Consider the following 19,921-nt stretch of genomic DNA (forward strand, 5'->3'; position numbering starts at 1 on the left):
TTAAGTATTAAGTAGTTGTTCAGATTAAAATGGGTATATTGTACCTAACTCCTGTTGATACCCCTTACGACTTTATGTTGTTTAAGCAGTTTGGCCAGCTCTCCCCCGAGCTGGTTTTTTTTTGCCTAGTCCACAATGCCCACGCATGTTACAGTTACCTCAGAAATCACTAAAAATTGATATGTCATGCGTTATACCTTAATTTTAATCACTTTTTTAATGAGCTTTAGTACATTTGCAGCAGCTCAAAATGAGCCAGAAAACCGCCCAGCTTTAACCGAAGCAGAGCAACAACAAGCTCTCGATAAGCTTCAAGAACCTATGTATAAGCCATTGTTAGAGCGCTATATTCTTGATGAATTAAAAGCTGTGCGCCAAGACCAACAAAAACTGCGCGAAGATGTGACAAAACAAGTTGCTCATACGCAACTTGATACTGCCGATCGAGCATTAACTTATACAACAGACACCATTAATAATGTGTTTTTCATTATCACGATTACTGCTTCAATTTTGGTTTTAGTTGGTTGGAATTCACTGCGTGATGTGAAAAACAAAGTAGAAGACATCGTAAACTCACGTGTAAGTGCGATTACACAAGAATACGAAGAGCGCCTAAAAGTACTTGAAGAAAAGCTACGTGAGCGATCTGAAGAGATCTTATTAAACCAACAAAAGATCTCAATCACCAATGAAGTTCATTCTTTATGGATGCGTGCCAATTTAGAAAGCGATGTCGCGAATAAGATTGAGATTTTTGACGAGATCTTAAAACGTAAACCAGAAGACGTAGAAGCCATTGCCTATAAAGCAGATGCACTGTTAGAGATAAACGAAACAGGTGAAGCTATCGAGCTTTGTAATCAAGCATTAGAAATTGATAGCGACTACGGCTACGCATACTGGCAACGTGCTTGTGCCTATGCGTTACTGCACAAACACGCCGATGCAATGGCTGATATTCGTATGGCTCTTGAGTATTCTCCTAACTTGCGTAACGAGCTATTACACGAAAGCGCGTTTGCCAGCCTACACGACAACGACAGCTTTAATTCGTTGCTAAGCGAAACGGCTTAGCCGAAACCCACGTAGCAGCGGGTTTATCCCGCGTCATAGGCGCTCGGGTTTAGGTTCTAGGATTTAGGCTCTGGGTTCTAGGTCCTAGGCGCTGGGACGCGATGTAAAATCGCTGGTTTCTAGTCTTTAGAGGTCAGATATTAGATGTCAGCCGAACTGCTGGGTTGGTTAGTTCGAGTGTTTTTCTCAGCATTCGACCTATTCACTTTCCAGGTAGGTTGGGTCGAGCGGAGCGACACCCAACATATAGAAGCCTTCAGCGGTCAGACGCGCGAAACAAGTTTCACGCCTGGTTTATCCCGCGTCATAGGCACTAGGGTTTAGGTTCTAGGACGCGATGTAAAATCGCTGCTACAGACTCGCACCTCGTTACTCGCACCTTTCCCCTTGAAACTCGCTAACTTGTAACTTTCACCCATAAAAAAGAGCAGCTGGGCTGCTCTTTTTTCTAACGGAAGAATAACACTTTGGTTATTTTTCCATTTTCTATTTTGTAGCTGGTAACGAACTCAGAGCGCTTGTCGACGACTTTTGGGTCTTGTGAACAGGTTTCTGACAGTTCATGATCAATCACGATGTTGCCAAGTACAATGCGTTTAATTGGCGATGATTTAATGCACTTTAGCTTTTTAAACATGATGCCGTATCGTGCAATAAGTTTTTCTTTACCGGTGAACATCAACTCATTCGGGAATGTATAAAACTCAACGTTTTCATCGTACATCTTGATAAAAGCATCAATGTTACGAGCATTATAAGCTGCAATCAGCTGTTCAATCACCGCCATCGATTCACGTGACTGACGTGCTTTTTCTTGCTGCTTCGCTGTTAGTGCTTCTTTAGCTTGGTTAACGGCTTTTTCTGCTTCTGCAACGGCTTGCTGTTTTTCGGCAACTGTTTTTGGTTGCTCTGCAGGTGCGGGAGTTTCTGTACCGAGTACCTTGCTATTATCAACTTCTGCAACCGCTTTTAAGGCTGCGGCTGTCGCTTTTTGTTCGTCGCTGCTTGTGGTTGTTTCACTCGTTGCCTTCGCAGCTTCTTCAGCTTTTTCTTCTACTTGAGCGGCTTCTGCAGTCGCTTTCTCAATTTCAGACGCTGATTTTTGCTCTGTAGCAGGCTTTTCTTCAATAAACTCTAAGCTAGGTACGTCCTTCTTTTCGGCTTTTTGTTCATTGCTCGTTTGAGGCTCAGTTTGTTCGGTGGTTTCGTCACTTGCAATTGACTGCCAAGAGAATAATAAACTGATTGCAAAAAATAACGGTTTCATAGTTTTCCTAAATGCATCATGCCTGATTTGGGCGCTAAGGTAGCAAATTCTAGCTGTTTGGCATAGTTTTTACCAATATTGCTCTACTGTGATCTGCCCAGGTTCACGGCGTCTGTTGCGGCTAAAACCAAGCTCTAGCAAAATAGCCGTAGTATCTTTTACCATTTGTGGGTTACCGCAAATCATAAATTGTGCGGTATCAGGTACAGTTGGGCGCCCTATTACATCAAATAAACGATGATCTTTAATTACGTCTGTGATCCGGCCATTAAAACCGATTGTGGCTGACTCTCGGCTGACTACCGGTGAATAACAAAGATTTGGGTACTGCTGCTGTAGCACTTTAATGCGCTCCTGATAACTTAAGTCCTCATTAAAGCGAACTCCATGCACTAAATGAACATGCTCAAACTTTTGCCACACTTCGCCCTGCTCTAATATTGAAATAAAAGGCCCAAGCGCAGTACCTGTACTCAGCATATAAAGCTGCTCACTGCTTGGTACTTCATCAAGGGTAAAAAAACCTGTCGCGCGGCGCTCTATAGTCACAGAGTCACCCGGCTTTAATTGTGCGAGTTGTTGAGAAAGTTGCCCGTCTTTCACATTAATAAGATAAAACTCGAGGTCGGGATTGTTCGGCGCATTCACATAAGAATATGCACGAGCTACACGTTTATCACCTACTTGCATAGCAAGCTTTGTAAACTGCCCCGCCGTGAATGGCTCAACATCGGCATTAACGATTAAGCTAAATAATGAGTCAGTCCACCATTTAACGTCTTTTACCTTAGCTTCAACCCAATTAGACATACACATCCTCAATTGTTGTTCCTCTATTAAAAGTGGCAACAATTAGTTGAATTTTCAAGTTTTAAAGGGCGGTTGCGAGATGCGGGCAGGATTTTACGCGAGGTAAATAAGTAGCTATAAAAAAAGCCGCATAAATGCGGCTTTGAGGTTAGTCTCACTTCACTTTGGGCGTGTTTCCAAATTTCAGTGAATACGTTACCAAGGAACTTATTTAAATTGATTCTAAAGCAATTTTAACCATTTCGTTAAAGGTGCTTTGACGCTCTTCACTTGGTGTCGCTTCACCAGTGATTACGTGGTCACTTACAGTAAATAGTGCCATCGCTTTTGCGCCATATTCAGCGGCTACGCCGTACATGCCAGCTGTTTCCATATCAACAGCAAGTACGCCTAGCTTGTCTAATTCTTGATAGAATGTGTTATCTGCTTGGTAGAATGTATCTGTTGTAAATACATTACCTACTTTCGCTTCAATGCCTAATTCTTTTGCTGCGTTTACGCCGTTAAGTAATAAACCAAAATCAGCAATTGCAGCAAAGTCGTAACCACGTACGCGCGCACGGTTTACGTTTGAATCTGTGCTTGCACCTTGTGCAAAGATAACGTCACGGATTTTGATATCGCTACCAATACCGCCACAGGTACCAATACGAATTAGATTTTTAACGCCGTAACTAACGATCAATTCACGGGCATAAATTGACATTGATGGAATACCCATCCCAGAGCCCATAATACTCACTGGTTTACCTTTGTAGGTACCGGTAAAACCATACATATTACGAACGCCTGTTACTTGTTTTGCGTCATCTAAAAAGTTTTCAGCAATGTATTGAGCACGAAGCGGATCACCCGGCATTAATACCGTTTCTGCAAATTCGCCTACATTGGCGCTGATATGAGGAGTACTCATTATTGGTTTCCTTTTTTGTTCGCTAATAGCTTGTCGTTAAAGCTATCACCGTATTCAAGTGCAGGAAGGTTAAACCACTGGGCAAGGGTTTGACCTATGTCTGCAAAACTAGCTCGTTCTCCAAGCGGGGTGTTTGTCATTCCCGGTTGGTATGCAAGTACTGGCACGTATTCACGTGTATGGTCAGTACCTGCTGCTGTTGGATCACATCCGTGATCGGCTGTGATAATTAACACATCATCACTATTTAGCTGATTTAAGATGGTCGGTAGATAATCATCAAACTCTTTTAATGCTTTAGCATAGCCAACTGCATTACGGCGATGACCGTACTTTTCATCAAAATCAACTAAGTTTGTAAAAATCAAACTATGGTCAGGTGCGCTTGCAATCACTTCTGAGGTTTTCTCAAGCAAGTTCATTAGCCCTGGCGCTTTGTGTTTTTGGGTGATGCCTTGGTGCGCATAGATATCGGCAATTTTACCAATACTGATCACTTCACCGCCGTCTTGCGATAATTTATCAAGCAAGGTTGGCGACGGTGGCAGCACCGAATAGTCACGACGATTGCCTGTACGGGCAAAATCGTCACGGCTCGAACCCAAAAATGGCCGCGCAATCACTCTTCCTATGTTCATTTCATCAAGCAGCGCCCGTGCGATTTCGCAAACCTGATAAAGTTTCTCCAGTCCAAATGATTCTTCGTGCGCGGCTATTTGAAACACGCTATCAACTGAGGTGTAGCAAATCGGCATACCGGTTTGCATGTGTTCTTCACCTAGCTGTTCTAAAATGGTTGTTCCTGAGGCATAGCAGTTACCTAAAATGCCAGGAATACCTGCGCGAGCAATTAGCTCATCAACAAATTCTTGTGGAAAACACGGCTGTGTATTAGGGAAGTAACCCCAATCAAATAACACAGGTACACCGGCCATTTCCCAGTGCCCTGAAGGCGTGTCTTTACCACTTGATAACTCTTTAGCGTAACCCCATGCGCCAATAGGTGCTTGGCGGTCACTAACTAAACAAGGCTCTTTGCCTGCGGCTTCGCATGCATCAGCTAAACCTAAACGGGTAAGATTAGGCAGCGATAAGTGCTCACCTGTTTCTTCTGCGTAGGCTTTAAGTAAATGAGCAAAGGTATTTGCGCCTACATCACCAAACTTCTCTGCGTCAGGTGCTGCGCCAATTCCTAGGCTATCTGCCATTAAGATGAGTGCTCTTGCCATGGGTACCTCGTTATCAATATGTGAATACTTTATATGCTCTTCGAATTTTTGGTACAGGACATAAGTCCTGTTTCATAAAACAGAAACATTATAAATTTGCATCTCTAAGCGAAGCAAAAGAGATTAATCGTGTCTTTTTTGCTATTGTGATCTACCTAACAATGTTTCCTTCTGTGTGGGCGAGAACTTTAGTGACACGAACAATTATAGCTATTGCTGGCGCATCTGCGTCGGGCAAGTCTCTTTTTAGCAAGACAATTTATAACGAATTAGTCAATGAGCTTGAACCGGGCGCGATCGCAGTGATCGAAGAAGATGCTTATTACAAAGACCAGTCGCATTTGCCGTTTGACCATCGAACGCAAACCAATTACGACCATCCTGATGCTTTCGAGCATGAGCTTTTGCATGAGCACTTACTTCAATTGCGCGCTGGAAAATCAGTAGACGTACCAACTTATGACTATGCAATGCATACCCGTAGCGATGAAACGCGTCGAGTGGCACCTGCAAAAGTACTTATCGTTGAAGGTATTTTGCTACTGAGTGATCCGGCACTTCGAAAAGAATTTGATATTAAGGTGTTCATTGATACACCGTTAGATATCTGCCTTATGCGCCGTATGCAACGAGATATGGAGCAGCGTGGCAGAACATTACAGTCCGTTGTTGATCAATATCAAGCGACAGTGCGACCTATGTTTTATCAGTTTATTGAGCCATCAAAGCACAAAGCTGATCTCGTAGTCACACGCGGCGGTATGAATCGCGTTGCCATTGATATAATTAAAAGTAAAATAAAATATTTACTGCAACAATAACAACGGGAAACAGTCAGTATGACAACATTTATGAGCTTAGTAGGCATTGTTGTGCTACTAGGCATTGCTTTTGCGGCTTCTACGAACCGTAAAGCAATTAATTTAAGAACTGTGGGCATCGCCTTTTTACTTCAAGTGTTAATTGGTGGCTTTGTCTTGTTCTTTGAAGTGGGCAAAAACGTACTGGCAAGTATGTCTCGAGGAGTCTCATCAGTTATTGGTTATGCCAATGACGGGATTAGCTTCTTATTTGGCTCACTGGCATCGCAAGATACTTTAGGGTTTATTTTTGCGATACAAGTATTGCCCGTTATCGTGTTCTTCTCAGCACTCGTTGCTGTGTTGTATCACATCGGGGTGATGGATTGGATAATCAAGATTCTAGGCGGTGGCTTACAAAAGCTATTGAAAACCTCGCGCCCTGAATCGCTTTCTGCAACCGCCAATATTTTCGTTGGCCAAACAGAAGCACCATTGATTGTTAAACCATTTATCGCCAGCATGACTAAGTCAGAGCTATTTGCGGTAATGGTAGGTGGCCTTGCTACCGTGGCCGGTTCTGTTATGGCAGGTTACGTAACAATTGGTGTAGAGCTTAAATACTTAATTGCAGCCAGCTTTATGGCAGCACCAGGTGGTTTCTTAATGGCAAAAATGATTGTGCCAGAGACCGAAACACCGAAAGAAGATTTAGCTGATTTAGACGTACAAGAAGAAAAACCGGTTAACGTAATTGATGCAGCCGCATCAGGTGCCGCAAACGGTATGCAACTAGCACTGAACGTAGGTGCGATGTTACTTGCTTTCGTAGCACTTATTGCACTTCTAAATGGGTTATTAGGCGGTATTGGTGGTTGGTTTGATCATCCAACATTAACGCTACAAGAAATTTTAGGTTATGTATTCGCTCCAGTTGCATGGTTATTAGGTGTACCGTGGAACGAAGCAGTAATCGCAGGCAGTTTTATAGGTCAGAAGGTTGTAGTTAACGAATTCGTTGCTTACCTCGACTTTATTAATTATCGCGATACGTTAAGTGCGCACACACAAGCGATTGTCACATTCGCGTTATGTGGGTTTGCTAACTTATCATCGATAGCAATTTTACTAGGTGGATTAGGCGGTATGGCGCCTAGTCGGCGAAAGGATATCGCACGCTTAGGGCTCAGGGCAGTGTTAGCAGGATCTATGGCTAACCTCATGAGTGCAGCAATTGCAGGTTTTTTCCTCTCGCTAGCTTAGAAACTTAATGAGATGAGCCGTAGTTGCAAAACAATAGGATAGGACTTTAAGGGGTTAAAGGTCTATCTGACTTGAACGATACTTCACCAAGGGCCGCAAGGCCCTTTTATCGTTTTATGTGCTAAGATTTAATTACTAAGTCCTTTTAAGTACATAAATGAACTATTTACGACTTTATTTGCTAATTCTTTTCTTTAGTTGGCCAGCACTGAGTAAGCCGACCCTAACCGTTGTGACTGAACTGTCACCACCTAACCAAACCCTAATCAATAACCAAGTTGCCGGTGAGAGCACCGAGCTGGTTAAAGCAATTTTTGCTAAAGCTAATTTGAACGCGAATATAGAGCTTTACCCTTGGGCCCGTGCTTACAATATGGCACTGAAGAAACCGAATATCTTTATTTATAGTATGGCGAAAACGGCTGAACGCGAAAAACATTTTCATTGGATTGGTGAAGTGGCAACCTACCAAATGGGCTTTGTTAAGTTGAGCTCTCGCAGCGATATAAACATCACTTCAAATGAGCAAGCCAAGCAATATAAGATAGCGGTACAACGTCATGACCTAGCAGCGCAGCGCTTAACAGAGCGTGGTTATACTGTGGTATATACCTCTGATATCAATAAGTCGTATCAACTGTTGATGTCGGGCAAGGTTGATTTAATCATTGATGATAAGAACTATATTGCGGCTATGGCTGAGCAATTAGCACTGGATGAAGCTCGTTTCAGCTTTGCTCATACTATCGACTTTTTAACTATGAAAGGCTATCTCGCAGCAAATATTAATACAGACCAGCGTTATATCGATGCCCTAAAAGCAGCCTTTAATGAGGTAATGAGAACACCAGAATACAATGCTGTGATGATGCTAGCACAACGTCCTTAATTCGCCTTATATTGCTCAATGTAAGTCTCTAATAGACCTTGCTTACTCAGCTTGTCATAACTTGCCTGTAACCGGCTTACAAGCTCTTCGGGTAATTCCTTATTTAACGCTAGAAAGTTACCAACCGTGCCATTAAGTGGCAACTCAACCAACTTAACCACTTCTCTACCTTGGTGACCATACTGCATTAATTGGTATTTAAACGACAGCTCCGAGCCAATAATGAGCTCTATTTTATTTTTGAAAAATAAATTAATACACTCGTAATAGTGACTCACTTTAAGAAGGTTTTTATCACCTTCAAAGCCAATGCTTTCTACAAACTTTTCGTAAATGCTATTTCTGACAACACATAAGCTATGATCTTTTACTTGCGATAAATCGATGGGATTAATGCGGTCATTTGATTGTAAACGATAAAAAAAGTTACGAGAGGAAGCCATTGGACCAATCCACTTGAATAAATCTTCGCGGTCGGGAATACGTGCTGTAGAGACCAAACCTGACAGCGGCTTTTGCTGGGCTAAGTGATACGCCCGAGACCAAGGTAAGAGCTCGAATTGACATTCAACGTCTGCATCAACACACATTGCTTTAACAAACTCGAGGTTTATGCCTTCTAAATGCCCTTTATTTGAGAAGTTATACGGCGGAAATTGCTCGGTGTAGATGGTGACACTATCTTTTGCCAATACTACAGGTGCAAAGCTTAGGCATGCTAACAACAAATATTTTAAGATAATTAATACACTCTAATGACATAGCTGCATTAAATATAGAAATATTCACTAGCTCAGTCAATTTTTAGGCATAAAAAAAGCAAGCCGTAGCTTGCTTCTTCTTAACTTTTACTAAAAGTAAAAATTATAACGGAGTGATGTTATCCGCTTGAGGACCTTTTTGACCTTGTGAAAGAGTGAACTCTACACGTTGGCCTTCAGCTAAAGTTTTGAAACCTTCGCTTTTGATAGCGCTGAAGTGAGCGAAAACGTCTGGACCATTTTCTTGCTCGATGAAACCAAAACCTTTAGATTCGTTAAACCACTTAACTGTACCTGATACGATGTTAGACATAGTATTATTCCTGATATAAAAAATTAAACATGCCCTGGTGGGCGGGTGTAGCAAAAAATGAGATGGTACTTAAAAACTTCAGGACGGTACTACAAGTATTACTTATACAACAACGAAATAAAGATTTATTAATTACACGCTTTCTTTCCAGCTGGTGCCCACTATATAGAGTTAGTTTGATAAGTCAAACACTATCGACATTAAAATTCAAACTCTAAAGCCAAGCGAAAGCTATGATCTTTGCCTGATTGGCTAAGCTCACTAATAAAACCTGCTTCCCATTTTAACTGGCGTTTAGGGCTAAATCTGTGTAAGCCAGTAAAGCCAGGACCTACTCCAATAAAGTCCTCACCCGCGTATATTTCGATCGATGGTTGAAAAGCCGAACGATAGCGATAACGATACTGTAAGCGAAACTCACTTTCCCACTCGTTTTCAATATCAGCCCCCCATTCATACACTAAAAATGCGTTCATAGTCAGGCTTGTACGGCCAAACTCTTTTTCCCATAAAAAGCCTGTCGTTGCTTCGTATGCATCAAGTGTATGCTGTTTTTCAAGCTCAAATAACGCTCCCCAATCGGCCCACAAGCGACCTTGTTCGACCAACTGCCAACGTAACTCCACTTCATACGAAGATAAACCAAAGTCACCGTTATCATCGCGCTCGCCAACTAAGTAGCCCTCAAGGCTCATGGTGTCGTTAATTGCGCCGCCAAAGCCTGCACGCTGTGCAAGCACATTGCCGCTATCTGTTTGTCTGGATACCAAACGCCACTCAACTTCACGCTCAAAAGGCAATACATAAGGGTGATACACTTTATCAACTACCATGCCATCAGCCTGAGCAACTTGGCTAATACTTAATAAAAACAAGCAACTTAAACTAACTATTAAGAACCGCATACTGGCTCCTTGGTCTTTTTAATTTTTAAAACGTGGGCTAAAGCGATAAACCCCAACGTAGCAATGATATACACCCATAGCGCGGTTTTGCTTGGCGTAGCTTCGTAACCTACTAAGGCTTTTAATACGCGCCCAAGCTCTGAGTTTTCAACTAAAAACCCACGCCAATCTAAATAATTTGAGGTCACATCGAGTAAATCGATCTGACTTGCTAAATCAAGAAATATCAATAGCTTTGCTGTTGCATTTAAGGCAAGCAACACAACCAATGGCTGCTCGCCTACGCGCTTAGCAATACTCTCAAGCAAAAAGAACAACAACACGCCAAAGCTAATACAAATGCCCACACCTAAAGATGTACCCAGTATCAATGGCTCAGCAGTATCTTTACTGTGCCAAAAACTGACTAAATAAATCATATAATGGCTTAAATACAAGGTCATGGTTGCAATCAAGGCCAGCGCAGCCGCTATGCTTCGTTGCTGACAGCTAATTAATGCAGCGATAAAGATGACAATACACAGTAGCATTTGAATAAACTCTAAGCCTCTGTGATCAAATAACTGACTCAGCCAAGCAGCGCCTTGCACAAACACTAAGCTTAGTAGCGTACCAATCACTGCATAAATACTCAGTTGGCGCTGACTTAAAGGCACAATTAAACTCAAAAGCACGGCTAAAATCACCACAGGCAAAAGCTGATTAATGCTCATTAATAAACTAGTTATCAGCATCATTCACCTCCGTAGCCACGACAGTTCCTCTGGCTGTATTAGGCGAAAATTCACCAAAAAAGTCATAACGCCCGGGGCTGAGTGGTCCGATATAAATGACACTTGTGCGCCCCGGATAAAGCACTTTTTCGCGGTTTAAGTCAAAGCTATCGAACTCTTCTGGCGTGTCATCTTGGTTTTCGATGAGTAAACGTAGCTTTTTATTGGCAGGAACTTTAATTTCAGCTGGGTAAAACAAGTGATCTTTTAAAATCAGCTTGTACTCTTTGGCATAGGCAAGCCAAGACGACATATATAGTAACAACATAGAAATTGCCAAAATCCATTTATTCACTGACATCTCCTTGCATAAAAGAGACACTCACCCGCAAGCCACCAAGGTGACTGTCAGCTAAAGCAATATCAGCGTTATAAATCGACACTATATGTTCAACAATGGCCATACCAAGCCCGGCTCCTTGTTCACCAGAGGGATGTTTATCGCCACCCATACGGTAAAAACGGTTAAAAATACGCTGTTTTTGAGCTTCATCAATACCGGGGCCCGAGTCATCTATTTGCCAGATAAAACGATTGTTTTCGGTTTTCAGAGTAATACAAATCTCTCCCGCAGCTGGGGTATATTTTATGGCGTTACTCAGTAAATTGCCAAACAAAGTAACTAAGGTGAATTCGTCACCGGCGATGATAAAATCATCGCCATCAATGCTAATTGTGTGCTCTTTTTCGTCAATACGATCATAAAGTTGTGAGGCAACCTGCTGGCTAATTTCTAACACCGACACGGGGCTAAATTGCGCTTGCCATTGCTCTGGATAGGTACGCCCCAAAATCAGCATTTGTTCAACGATATTGCTCAGCTTATCAACGCCTTTTTCCATCGCATCAAGCTCAATACTCTCAATACCTTGAGCTACTAAATTATGCACATTGATTTTTAAACTACTGAGCGGGGTACGCAGTTCATGGGCCGCATCTGAGGCAAAAAAGCGCTCTCGTAAATAAGCACTTTCAACTCGTTTGAATAGATCGTTTAAGCGGCTAATTACGGGTTTTATTTCTTGCTCTGGGGTTTGCCAAGGAATAGCTGTAAAGTCATTTGCTTGACGATGTTTGAGTTGATTTGATAACCGAGTTAGTGGCGCAAGCCCTTGTTTTACAAACACACTAATAAGGAGAGCAAGGATAGGCACACTCCATAACAGCGGCGTCATGGCCGACAAAATCACAGTTTCGGTTAGTGCCACACGTTTACTCAAAGGCTCTGCAATAAGCACCCGCTTATTGCCTTCGCTTAAGCGATACACTTTGACTCGTTGCCCAGCCAAGTTCTCAACACTAAACCCAGTTTGCCACTGACTTTGATTGCTAAGATTTTGCTGCAATGATTTTGAGCTTGAGGCCAAGCTATCATCAACCCAAACTTGAAACAATAACTGCGGTAAATCACTGGTATAAGCTGGGGTTTCTTTACTGAGTGGCTGCTCGATTAACACATGTGCCAGCGTTACCAGCTCGTTATCGAGCAGTGCTTCAGCCTGATTCATACTTTCACGGTAACCTTTAGTAAATGCCAAAAAGCAGGTTAAGATCACCATAGACAATATAAGTAGAGTCAGCCTTTTACGAATTGACACTAGCGTTTACCCACCACATAACCAATGCCGCGCAAGGTTTTAATAAACTCTTTTGGGAATTTTTTACGCAAGTGATGAATGTGTACTTCGATGGTATTAGACCCCACCTCTTCGCCCCATTCGTACAGTTTACTTTCTAACTGCTGTTTTGATTGCACGCGACCTTGGTTTTCTAGCAAGGCTTTAAGGAGCATAAACTCTTTGCGCGGCAAGTTTACTGGCTCACCTTGAAAGCTCACGGTAAAAGCGGCGGTGTCCATTTCAACATCACCAACTTTTAAAGTGCTGGTTTGTGCTTGGGTCACACGCCTGCTGGCAACCCGAAGACGGGCAAACAGCTCAGCGGGATCAAAGGGCTTTGCTAGGTAGTCATCAGCACCTAAATCAAGCCCCATGACTTTATCATCAATACTGCCCCGAGCAGTTAAAATCACCACGGGCAGGTTTTTACGATGCTTTTTGATGTGTTTTAAAATGTCGATACCATCACCGTCTGGTAGTCCTAAATCAAGGACTACCAGCTCAATTTCATCATTTTGCAGCCATTGCATCGCTGACTTAACGGTCGAACTATGTTCAACACTGTATCCTTGTTGACGTAAAGAACGACACAGGCCTTCTGCCACTAAATGGTCGTCTTCAACGAGCAATAAATGCATAGCTTATCTCTTTATTTTTTTCTCTACCTTAGCCAATAGTTTAGTAATTTCTTGTTGGCGGTAAAGATCTGCTTTGGGTCTTTCAGGGCGCGCTGGCGCTTGCTGTGCAACCAATAAAAACTCTCTAGCTGATTTATACTTGCGCTCGTCATATAGGAATGACGCATATAAATAGTTGCTATCGATACCACGCGGGTTTAGCTCAAGCGCTTGCTTAAACAGTTTTTTCGCTTCATCGTCATCACCAAAACCAATTGGCCAACCTGGTACTTTACCGTATAAGGTTGCAAGGCTTGTGTATGCCGAGCCATCAAGCGCTTTTGGATCTAGGCTTAGCGCTTTTTCAAATTGTGCTTTCGCATCTTTTGCAAGACCTAGCGCGCCTAAGCCCCCTTTTGCACCTGCATAGCTCGATAACACAATACCGTACCAAATATGGCTGGCTGCTTGCTGGTCGTTGGCTTTGCTAAACTCTGCGGTTTCGCTCGCTAACTTTTCGAATGCATCTAACTGCGCATCGTCAACTAATTCGTAATTAACCACTGCCCACTGCTTTTGCACCGAACTTAAATCGCTATTAAAGTCGGCTTTAGCAGGCGCAGCCATGATAACACCTAACATCATTAGGGCTTTTAAATTTAGTTTAGTCATAATCATTCACCTTGATCAATTTAGTTGGCAAAAAAACTTTTAATTTTAGGAAGTTGTTTTGCTATTGCGTTATCAACGAGTGATGGAAATGCGCCGTTAATACGGGCAAATAATGTTTCTGGAAAACCAATAAAACGACGACGTTTTTTTGATTTAATTAAATCTATTAATGCATCAGCCACTTTTTCTGGCGGATCCATGGTGTTACCCAGCTCTTTGTTCATCGCGCGTACTTGCGGCGAATTAATCGCGGTATCGGTGGCTCGAGGTGCTAAATACAATACTTTCACATCGCTGTGGCTGAGCTCTCTGGCAAGGGCTTCGGTCATCCCTCTTAGGCCAAACTTGCTTGCGCAGTACAAAGTTTGATACGGATAACCAATGCTGCCAAACGATGAACCAATATTGACAATCGTGCCTTTATTGCGGGTCACTTGTGGTAAAAACAGCTGACACAATTTAATAGGCACATGTAGGTTTATATTTAACAGATGATCAATTTGCTGTTCGCTAATTTCACTAAACCCCTGCATTACATTAACGCCTGCGTTATTGATTAGTAACGTTGCCCCGCCAATCTGCTGAGCAAACTTAGCTAGGTCATCGCGAGATTCACTGTTACTAAGGTCAGCCTGAAAATACTCAGCATCATTGCCACATTCCAATTGCAGTGCAGCAAGTTCCTTCACATTTCGACCAACGAGTAATAAACGCCAACCTTCTTTTGCAAGGCGAAGGGCAATAGCCCGGCCAATGCCCCCTGTTGCACCGGTTAGCACACAAACTGGGCTACTCATGCGCTTTGCTCCAAGTCAGCCTCGCTAAAGAAAGGTTCTGAATCGAGGTCACGGAAAATATTGCCGTACAATTTATAAAAACATTTTGCGGCGTGAATGATGGCTTGCTGGTCGTCCTCGTTATCAATTTTGTTCATGAGGTTTTCGAAAAACTTCACGTGTTCAATATCAAGTGCACCGTGCGAAGTAAGGTAGGTAAACGCCTTTTTAGGTAAACCTACAACCTCACGGATTTGCCCTGCTGCATTATCGGCTAATGCAATCGAAGTGCCTTCAAGCACATGAACCATGCCAAAGAATGCCAATGGGTTACCGCGATTAATTGCATCGTAGGCGTACGACACCATTAACTCGGTCGAAAACTGTGGACGAGAATGACGCACTTGCTCTTTATCAAAACCGCATGCTGCAATATCGTTTAGCACCCATTCTTGGTGGCCTAACTCTTCTTCGATGTATTCTGCAACAGCTTCGCGCAGCCACTCTTGTTTATCGCTCAGCTTTGCACCGACTGCCATCAACAGTGGTACAGTGTGCTTAACATGGTGATAAGCTTGCGTTAAGAACGATGCATATTCACTTAGGCTTACTTCACCTTTAAAAACGCGGCCAATAATCGGCGCAGCTAAAAGGTAGTCACGTTCTTTCTGTGTTTCGGCTTGTAATGTATTGAAAAATTGACTCATGCTGGTCGCCTCTTGATAAAGTGCTGAAATCTCTGTAGCAAAAAATTGATTAATAACATCGCGTTTAGGGCGATTATTGCTGGTTAATAAACCTTGCGTGTGGCTCATAGGCTCTGCCATTCGATGCCACTTTCTGATCTGTGCGTATTCGGGTAGTTGCGCGTTTTGTGCCATAATATGGGCAGCAAGTTCAGCGTCATTCATCGCTTGGTTTGCATAGATAAGCGCGACTAAAAATGCCTGACCTTCGCCAATCACCACTGCTTGTTGCACTTGGCTGTGGCTAAGCAATAACGACTCTGGCCACTCGGCGCTGATATTGCGCCCAAAGCTGGTGATCAGCTGATTTTTCAAGCGGCCCTGAATAACCAAGCGACCTGCTTGCTCAGTAACGAGATCGCCAGTTGCATACCAGTCATCAGCATCTTGTGCTGCTTGACCTAAATACCCCAAAAACAATGAGCCTTTGATATAAAGCTGGCCATTTTCAATTTTGTATTGAATGTGCTTAAGTACTCGCCCTGCGGTGTCAATGTCATCATCATCGCGAGTGTTTAAACTCACCACCGATGAAGATTCAGATAAACCATAACCTTGATAAACCGGCAAACCGAGCTCACGAGCTTGCTTAATAAGCGCTTGGCTTACAACTGCGCCACCTACTGCAATAAACTTTAAGCTTTTAGGTGCTTGCCAGCCTTGCTTTGCAAAAGCCACTAAACAAGTCAGTAGCTCAGGCACTAAAATAAGAGTGTTTGGCTCAGTACGTTCAATTGCGGCTATTAATTTATGTGGTTCAAGTAGCTGTGCACCTGAAAAACCAAGTTCAGCTAAAGGCACTAAGTTAACCGTGCCACCCGCTAATAGCGGCGCATACACACCGGCTAAATTCTCAAGCAAAACAGGTAGCGGCAGTAAACATAAATGGTTTGGTTTTTCTAAACCAATGCTTTGATAAAGTGATGTTGCCACCTGCAATTGGCTTTCAAGCGATAAACACACGCCTTTTGGTGTGCCCGTTGAGCCAGACGTAAAGGTAATCTTTTGCGTGTTTGCAAAATATGGCACAGGCTGTGTATTACTCAATTGGTAAACATATAAAGGGTAATGCTTACATACATCTACTAACGCCACTAACTTTGCATGCTCACCTTCGTAAGCACGGTCACATACAAATAGACCTGCTCCGCTATTTTGCAAACCAAACGCTACTTGCTGAGCCGTAAAAAACGTTGGTAGCGGAATAGCCACTCTTTTAAGCTCGCTAAGCGCAGCTTCTAATACCCACCAAGCAGGCGTGTTATCTAATTGATAAGCAACACCCTGGGCATCAAATTCTGCCAAGGTAGGTAGCAAGCGAGTCACTTGTTCAGTAAATTCTTGTTTAGTTAGTGAGCGCACACCATCGCTTTTGTGGCAAACCATTAAGGTATCGCTATCTTTATGTGGTAACTGTGTTAACCAACTCATAACGCCTCCAAAAATACAGCAAGCTCACGCGATGACTGCAAATACTGCTGTTTGATATTGAATAAAACTGGGGTGTTTAATACACGCTGATGAGCTTCGTTTAGGTCAACCACACAAATGGTTGGTTGATTGTCGTAATAGCTACCCCAGCTTGCTGGATCTTGTAGTGCTTGTGCATTGGCAACGCCGATTTCTTTGCAATTGACACCCAGCATTTTTAATAGCGCTCTCACTTTACGGGTTGCACAAAACACTAAATAATTTGCTCCTGCTTGATAGAGTGCTTCGTTCATTAAAACAAAATGTGCCAAGGTGGCTTTTCGATGCGTTGAGCATAAATTACCTAGCTCAAAAATGTGCTCACGCTTGGCACCAACAAAGTGCTCAATAGACGCAGGGAGGTATTGTTCAATAAACAAAGGTTGTGATGCAGAGCGAAGGCCTAACGTACATACTTCATCATCAACATTAAGCTCACAAAGAAGCGGCATGAACTGCGAAATTTTCGCGTCATAGGCTGCAGCAAAACCTTGCTTAATATTACGCTCAAGGCGGTCACGAAATTGGCCTCCTTCACGCATGCAAACAAAGGCAGGCTCTTGAACTTGAGTTTGATGTGATTGTTGAACTGAAAGCATAATTGTTCGCTCCACTTAGGTTATGTGTAAAATTTATCGAGCGAAACTTAAATAAAACTTAAGAAAAATTAATTTTTATAAATATTTTTCAACCTTATGAAATCCAGTACTTTTATTTTTATAAAAAACAAAAATGCCAGTCTGTTAGACTGGCATTTTAATGCTTAAATTAACGTTAAACTTAGATTACTTAACGATAGTCATCTCTTTAAGTAAGTTTTGAGCATTATCAACTTTATCCATCACCCATAACATGTATCGTGAATCAACGTGAATTGAGCGATTTAAGTTTTCATCATAATCCCAATCACCAATAATGCTTTCGTAAACACCATCAAATAACAAACCAACGAGCTCAGCATTACCGTTTAGCGTTGGTGAACCTGAGTTACCACCTGTGGTATCTACGTTCGATAAAAAGTTAACCGGAACCGTATTCATACCGCCGGTGTAATCACCATAAAGCTTTTGCTTAATTAACTCGTTTTGTTTCTCTGGTGAGTTGAATGGTTCAACACCGGTGTTTTTAGCAAGTAGTCCTTCTAAAGATGTAAAGGGGGTTGCCACTAAGCCATCTTGCGGTGAATAGCCGCCTACCGTACCGTAAGTTACACGCAAGGTGCTGTTAGCATCAGCATAAACTGGCTTATTAAGTGCCTTGTTATAAGCGATGATTGCTTCCATTAATGCAGGGCGAGCAGCTTGCTGTTTACCAGCCAGTTCTTTTTTCGCATCTTCAATATCTTTTGTGACCGCAAAGATTGCATGCGCATACTGAATGAATGGATCGCTACTTTGCTTTAACTGAGCAAGGTCAAGATCTGCCATCCATAAACGTTTGCTTTCATCTGCAAGAACCGATTTAGCATACATATCATCAAGCAAGGCTTGCTGCTTTTGTTTATCAAAACCGTTAGTTAGACCAAGAGCTTTATCAACCTCTGCAACTCGTTCGTCTTTAGGTAATGCAGCATATTGCTCAATAAAGTACAGTAAAATAGCTTTATCAACGGCTTCATCATAACGACGGCTCATGCTTTTTAAACGAGACTCGATACGTGGCATATCACGCTCTTGATAACCACTTTCGCGCTCAGCATCTGGCTTTTGTTTTTCGTAAGCTAAACGGTATAAACGTCGAGCAGTTGAGATCATTTGTGAGCGGTGTACGTAACCTAACATGCGGTCGCGCTGGTTATGCTCTTGCGACTGTGCAACTAGCGCAGATAAATCAGCAAGTACGTGTCCGTATTTGGCTTTGCGCTTACTATCTTCATTGATCCACCCAGTGAGATCTTTTTCGAATTGTTGCTTACGGCTATACATTGACCCTTTATTGAAGCTCTCAATCATTGAGCCATAGTTCTTAATATAGTTGTTATAACCCGCAATCGTGCTTTCATAAGCGATACGTGCCTCTGAGCCTTCAGGCGCATTTTCTTCAATTAACGAGACATATTTAGAGTTATATTTACGCGCTAATGGGTAAGCTGTGTTAAACACGTAATCAACTTCAGGCGAAATACGGTAACGGTTTGTGCTGCCCGGATAACCGGTAACCATCACAAAATCGCCTTCTTGTACGCCTTTAGCGCTTACTTTTAAAAACGCATCACTTTGGTACGGCACGTTATCTTCTGAATATTCAGCTGGCTTACCATCTTTGCCAACATAGGCGCGATAGAACGAGAAATCACCCGTGTGGCGCGGCCACATCCAGTTATCGATATCACCGCCGTATTTACCTACGCCCATAGCAGGTGCATACGCTAAACGTACATCTTTAATTTCTAGCGATTTAATAAGGTAATACTCAAGACCACCGTGGAAAGTATACACATTACAGCGGTAGCTCTTGTCTTGCTCACACTCACTAACAAGTGCTTTTTCATTTGCTTGAATTGCATCAAAACGTGCTTTACCGGTTAACTTTTCAGTCCCTTTATTTACTTTATCTGTAACGTCGGTTACTTGCTCTGTTACAAAAACACGAGAACCCGGCGCAGCAGGGACTTCTTCGCCGGTTGTTTTAGCTAAAAAGCCATTTTCTAAAATATTGTTTTCGGTAGTCGAGTTATATTGAATCGAACCATAGGCACAGTGATGATTTGTGACAACTAAGCCTTTTGGTGAAACAAACGAAGCAGTACAGCCACCAAGACTAATTACCGCATTCATCGGAAACTCTGTTAATTTTGAAATTGACTCTACATCAATGCTCAAGCCTTTCGCTTTTAACACTGATTCAAGCTCTGGTAGCTGGTGAGGTTGCCACATGCCTTCGTCGGCAACAGCAACACTTGCTACAGCGAGACCCACTGCAGCAGCAATAAATTTAAAACGCATAGTCGTCCTTTATCTTATTATGTTTATCATTTTTAGCGCTCGTATCATTATCATTGTGAAAATGAATAGCAATATT

Annotated in this window: 20 protein-coding genes and 1 pseudogene; 4 read left to right on the forward strand and 17 right to left on the reverse strand. The window is 42.5% G+C overall.

Translation table 11 applies throughout. The annotated features are described in order from the left end of the window. Window positions 1-186: 186 nt before the first annotated feature. On the forward strand, window positions 187-1,077 hold the full coding sequence (locus NFU46_RS12030) for a TPR end-of-group domain-containing protein (protein ID WP_251602154.1): 891 nt from the start codon (window positions 187-189) through the stop codon (window positions 1,075-1,077). Between the two features lie 448 nt (window positions 1,078-1,525). Here the strand turns inward: NFU46_RS12030 and NFU46_RS12035 are convergent, their stop codons facing one another. The 4 genes from NFU46_RS12035 to NFU46_RS12050 all read right to left on the reverse strand — a co-directional run bounded on the left by NFU46_RS12035 (window position 1,526) and on the right by NFU46_RS12050 (window position 5,296). Next, window positions 1,526-2,344 carry a nuclear transport factor 2 family protein gene (locus NFU46_RS12035; RefSeq protein ID WP_251602156.1) on the reverse strand — a complete coding sequence of 273 codons (819 nt, stop codon included), beginning with the start codon at window positions 2,342-2,344 and terminating at the stop codon, window positions 1,526-1,528. Between the two features lie 69 nt (window positions 2,345-2,413). Beyond that, window positions 2,414-3,154 carry a ferredoxin--NADP reductase gene (locus NFU46_RS12040; protein WP_251602158.1) on the reverse strand — a complete coding sequence of 247 codons (741 nt, stop codon included), beginning with the start codon at window positions 3,152-3,154 and terminating at the stop codon, window positions 2,414-2,416. 211 nt (window positions 3,155-3,365) lie between these two features. Beyond that, window positions 3,366-4,067, reverse strand: a complete 702-nt coding sequence (gene deoD / locus NFU46_RS12045; RefSeq protein WP_036972525.1) for a purine-nucleoside phosphorylase — start codon at window positions 4,065-4,067, stop codon at window positions 3,366-3,368. Continuing rightward, the gene (locus NFU46_RS12050; RefSeq protein WP_063528418.1) at window positions 4,067-5,296 is read right to left on the reverse strand and encodes a phosphopentomutase; all 1,230 of its coding nucleotides are present in this window, start codon (window positions 5,294-5,296) and stop codon (window positions 4,067-4,069) included. The genes deoD and NFU46_RS12050 overlap by 1 nt, the downstream gene beginning before the upstream one ends. 191 nt (window positions 5,297-5,487) lie before the next feature. On the opposite strand from NFU46_RS12050, the gene udk reads away from it, so the two are divergent. The 3 genes from udk (at window position 5,488) to NFU46_RS12065 (ending at window position 8,248) form a co-directional block, all read left to right on the forward strand. Next, on the forward strand, window positions 5,488-6,117 hold the full coding sequence (gene udk / locus NFU46_RS12055) for a uridine kinase (protein WP_054553619.1): 630 nt from the start codon (window positions 5,488-5,490) through the stop codon (window positions 6,115-6,117). Between the two features lie 18 nt (window positions 6,118-6,135). Further along, the gene (locus NFU46_RS12060) at window positions 6,136-7,359 is read left to right on the forward strand and encodes a NupC/NupG family nucleoside CNT transporter (protein ID WP_054563193.1); all 1,224 of its coding nucleotides are present in this window, start codon (window positions 6,136-6,138) and stop codon (window positions 7,357-7,359) included. Between the two features lie 157 nt (window positions 7,360-7,516). Next, window positions 7,517-8,248, forward strand: a complete 732-nt coding sequence (locus NFU46_RS12065; RefSeq protein ID WP_251602160.1) for an ABC transporter substrate-binding protein — start codon at window positions 7,517-7,519, stop codon at window positions 8,246-8,248. Here the strand turns inward: NFU46_RS12065 and NFU46_RS12070 are convergent. From NFU46_RS12070 to NFU46_RS12130, 13 genes and pseudogenes are all read right to left on the reverse strand, one after another. Beyond that, complete coding sequence (locus NFU46_RS12070) at window positions 8,245-8,940, reverse strand: ABC transporter substrate-binding protein (RefSeq protein WP_251602162.1); 696 nt, start codon at window positions 8,938-8,940, stop codon at window positions 8,245-8,247. The two genes, NFU46_RS12065 and NFU46_RS12070, sit on opposite strands and share 4 nt — an antisense overlap. A gap of 172 nt (window positions 8,941-9,112) precedes the next feature. Next, window positions 9,113-9,322, reverse strand: a complete 210-nt coding sequence (locus NFU46_RS12075; protein WP_004587186.1) for a cold-shock protein — start codon at window positions 9,320-9,322, stop codon at window positions 9,113-9,115. Window positions 9,323-9,522: 200 nt separating this feature from the next. Beyond that, on the reverse strand, window positions 9,523-10,227 hold the full coding sequence (locus NFU46_RS12080; protein ID WP_251602164.1) for a hypothetical protein: 705 nt from the start codon (window positions 10,225-10,227) through the stop codon (window positions 9,523-9,525). Next, window positions 10,215-10,964, reverse strand: a complete 750-nt coding sequence (locus tag NFU46_RS12085; protein WP_251602166.1) for an iron transporter — start codon at window positions 10,962-10,964, stop codon at window positions 10,215-10,217. Before NFU46_RS12085 ends, NFU46_RS12080 begins: the two co-directional genes overlap by 13 nt. After that, complete coding sequence (locus tag NFU46_RS12090; protein WP_082710931.1) at window positions 10,948-11,268, reverse strand: cupredoxin domain-containing protein; 321 nt, start codon at window positions 11,266-11,268, stop codon at window positions 10,948-10,950. Before NFU46_RS12090 ends, NFU46_RS12085 begins: the two co-directional genes overlap by 17 nt. 19 nt (window positions 11,269-11,287) lie before the next feature. Beyond that, on the reverse strand, window positions 11,288-12,598 hold the full coding sequence (locus NFU46_RS12095) for an ATP-binding protein (RefSeq protein ID WP_251602168.1): 1,311 nt from the start codon (window positions 12,596-12,598) through the stop codon (window positions 11,288-11,290). Further along, window positions 12,598-13,257 carry a response regulator transcription factor gene (locus tag NFU46_RS12100; RefSeq protein WP_063528423.1) on the reverse strand — a complete coding sequence of 220 codons (660 nt, stop codon included), beginning with the start codon at window positions 13,255-13,257 and terminating at the stop codon, window positions 12,598-12,600. Before NFU46_RS12100 ends, NFU46_RS12095 begins: the two co-directional genes overlap by 1 nt. A gap of 3 nt (window positions 13,258-13,260) precedes the next feature. Beyond that, window positions 13,261-13,908 carry a tetratricopeptide repeat protein gene (locus tag NFU46_RS12105; protein ID WP_062565412.1) on the reverse strand — a complete coding sequence of 216 codons (648 nt, stop codon included), beginning with the start codon at window positions 13,906-13,908 and terminating at the stop codon, window positions 13,261-13,263. Between the two features lie 20 nt (window positions 13,909-13,928). Beyond that, complete coding sequence (locus NFU46_RS12110; protein ID WP_175081362.1) at window positions 13,929-14,705, reverse strand: SDR family oxidoreductase; 777 nt, start codon at window positions 14,703-14,705, stop codon at window positions 13,929-13,931. Further along, window positions 14,702-15,391, reverse strand: coding sequence for a TenA family transcriptional regulator (locus NFU46_RS12115; RefSeq protein WP_208855495.1), 690 nt, complete (start codon window positions 15,389-15,391; stop codon window positions 14,702-14,704). Before NFU46_RS12115 ends, NFU46_RS12110 begins: the two co-directional genes overlap by 4 nt. A gap of 12 nt (window positions 15,392-15,403) precedes the next feature. After that, window positions 15,404-16,861, reverse strand: a pseudogene (locus NFU46_RS12120) (AMP-binding protein); the annotation flags it as partial. Beyond that, window positions 16,858-17,499, reverse strand: a complete 642-nt coding sequence (locus NFU46_RS12125; RefSeq protein WP_175081364.1) for a thermostable hemolysin — start codon at window positions 17,497-17,499, stop codon at window positions 16,858-16,860. The pseudogene NFU46_RS12120 and the gene NFU46_RS12125, both read right to left, overlap by 4 nt. A gap of 186 nt (window positions 17,500-17,685) precedes the next feature. After that, a complete protein-coding gene (locus NFU46_RS12130) occupies window positions 17,686-19,845 on the reverse strand; it encodes a S46 family peptidase (protein WP_251602170.1) in 2,160 nt (719 codons plus the stop codon). Window positions 19,846-19,921 lie beyond the last annotated feature (76 nt).

Origin of the sequence: Pseudoalteromonas sp. NCCP-2140 (assembly GCF_023708065.1) — a bacterium.
Lineage (GTDB): Bacteria > Pseudomonadota > Gammaproteobacteria > Enterobacterales > Alteromonadaceae > Pseudoalteromonas.

Bases quoted from the DNA above. Each gene is read 5' to 3' on its own strand.
- deoD (WP_036972525.1), bottom strand. From the start codon at position 4,067: ATGAGTACTCCTCATATCAGCGCCAATGTAGGCGAATTTGCAGAAACG.
- NFU46_RS12085 (WP_251602166.1), bottom strand. From the start codon at position 10,964: ATGATGCTGATAACTAGTTTATTAATGAGCATTAATCAGCTTTTGCCT.
- NFU46_RS12040 (WP_251602158.1), bottom strand. From the start codon at position 3,154: ATGTCTAATTGGGTTGAAGCTAAGGTAAAAGACGTTAAATGGTGGACT.
- NFU46_RS12105 (WP_062565412.1), bottom strand. From the start codon at position 13,908: ATGACTAAACTAAATTTAAAAGCCCTAATGATGTTAGGTGTTATCATG.
- NFU46_RS12090 (WP_082710931.1), bottom strand. From the start codon at position 11,268: ATGTTGTTACTATATATGTCGTCTTGGCTTGCCTATGCCAAAGAGTAC.
- NFU46_RS12030 (WP_251602154.1), top strand. From the start codon at position 187: ATGCGTTATACCTTAATTTTAATCACTTTTTTAATGAGCTTTAGTACA.
- NFU46_RS12130 (WP_251602170.1), bottom strand. From the start codon at position 19,845: ATGCGTTTTAAATTTATTGCTGCTGCAGTGGGTCTCGCTGTAGCAAGT.
- NFU46_RS12110 (WP_175081362.1), bottom strand. From the start codon at position 14,705: ATGAGTAGCCCAGTTTGTGTGCTAACCGGTGCAACAGGGGGCATTGGC.
- NFU46_RS12100 (WP_063528423.1), bottom strand. From the start codon at position 13,257: ATGCATTTATTGCTCGTTGAAGACGACCATTTAGTGGCAGAAGGCCTG.
- NFU46_RS12115 (WP_208855495.1), bottom strand. From the start codon at position 15,391: ATGAGTCAATTTTTCAATACATTACAAGCCGAAACACAGAAAGAACGT.
- NFU46_RS12035 (WP_251602156.1), bottom strand. From the start codon at position 2,344: ATGAAACCGTTATTTTTTGCAATCAGTTTATTATTCTCTTGGCAGTCA.
- NFU46_RS12060 (WP_054563193.1), top strand. From the start codon at position 6,136: ATGACAACATTTATGAGCTTAGTAGGCATTGTTGTGCTACTAGGCATT.
- NFU46_RS12075 (WP_004587186.1), bottom strand. From the start codon at position 9,322: ATGTCTAACATCGTATCAGGTACAGTTAAGTGGTTTAACGAATCTAAA.
- NFU46_RS12065 (WP_251602160.1), top strand. From the start codon at position 7,517: ATGAACTATTTACGACTTTATTTGCTAATTCTTTTCTTTAGTTGGCCA.
- NFU46_RS12125 (WP_175081364.1), bottom strand. From the start codon at position 17,499: ATGCTTTCAGTTCAACAATCACATCAAACTCAAGTTCAAGAGCCTGCC.
- NFU46_RS12050 (WP_063528418.1), bottom strand. From the start codon at position 5,296: ATGGCAAGAGCACTCATCTTAATGGCAGATAGCCTAGGAATTGGCGCA.
- NFU46_RS12080 (WP_251602164.1), bottom strand. From the start codon at position 10,227: ATGCGGTTCTTAATAGTTAGTTTAAGTTGCTTGTTTTTATTAAGTATT.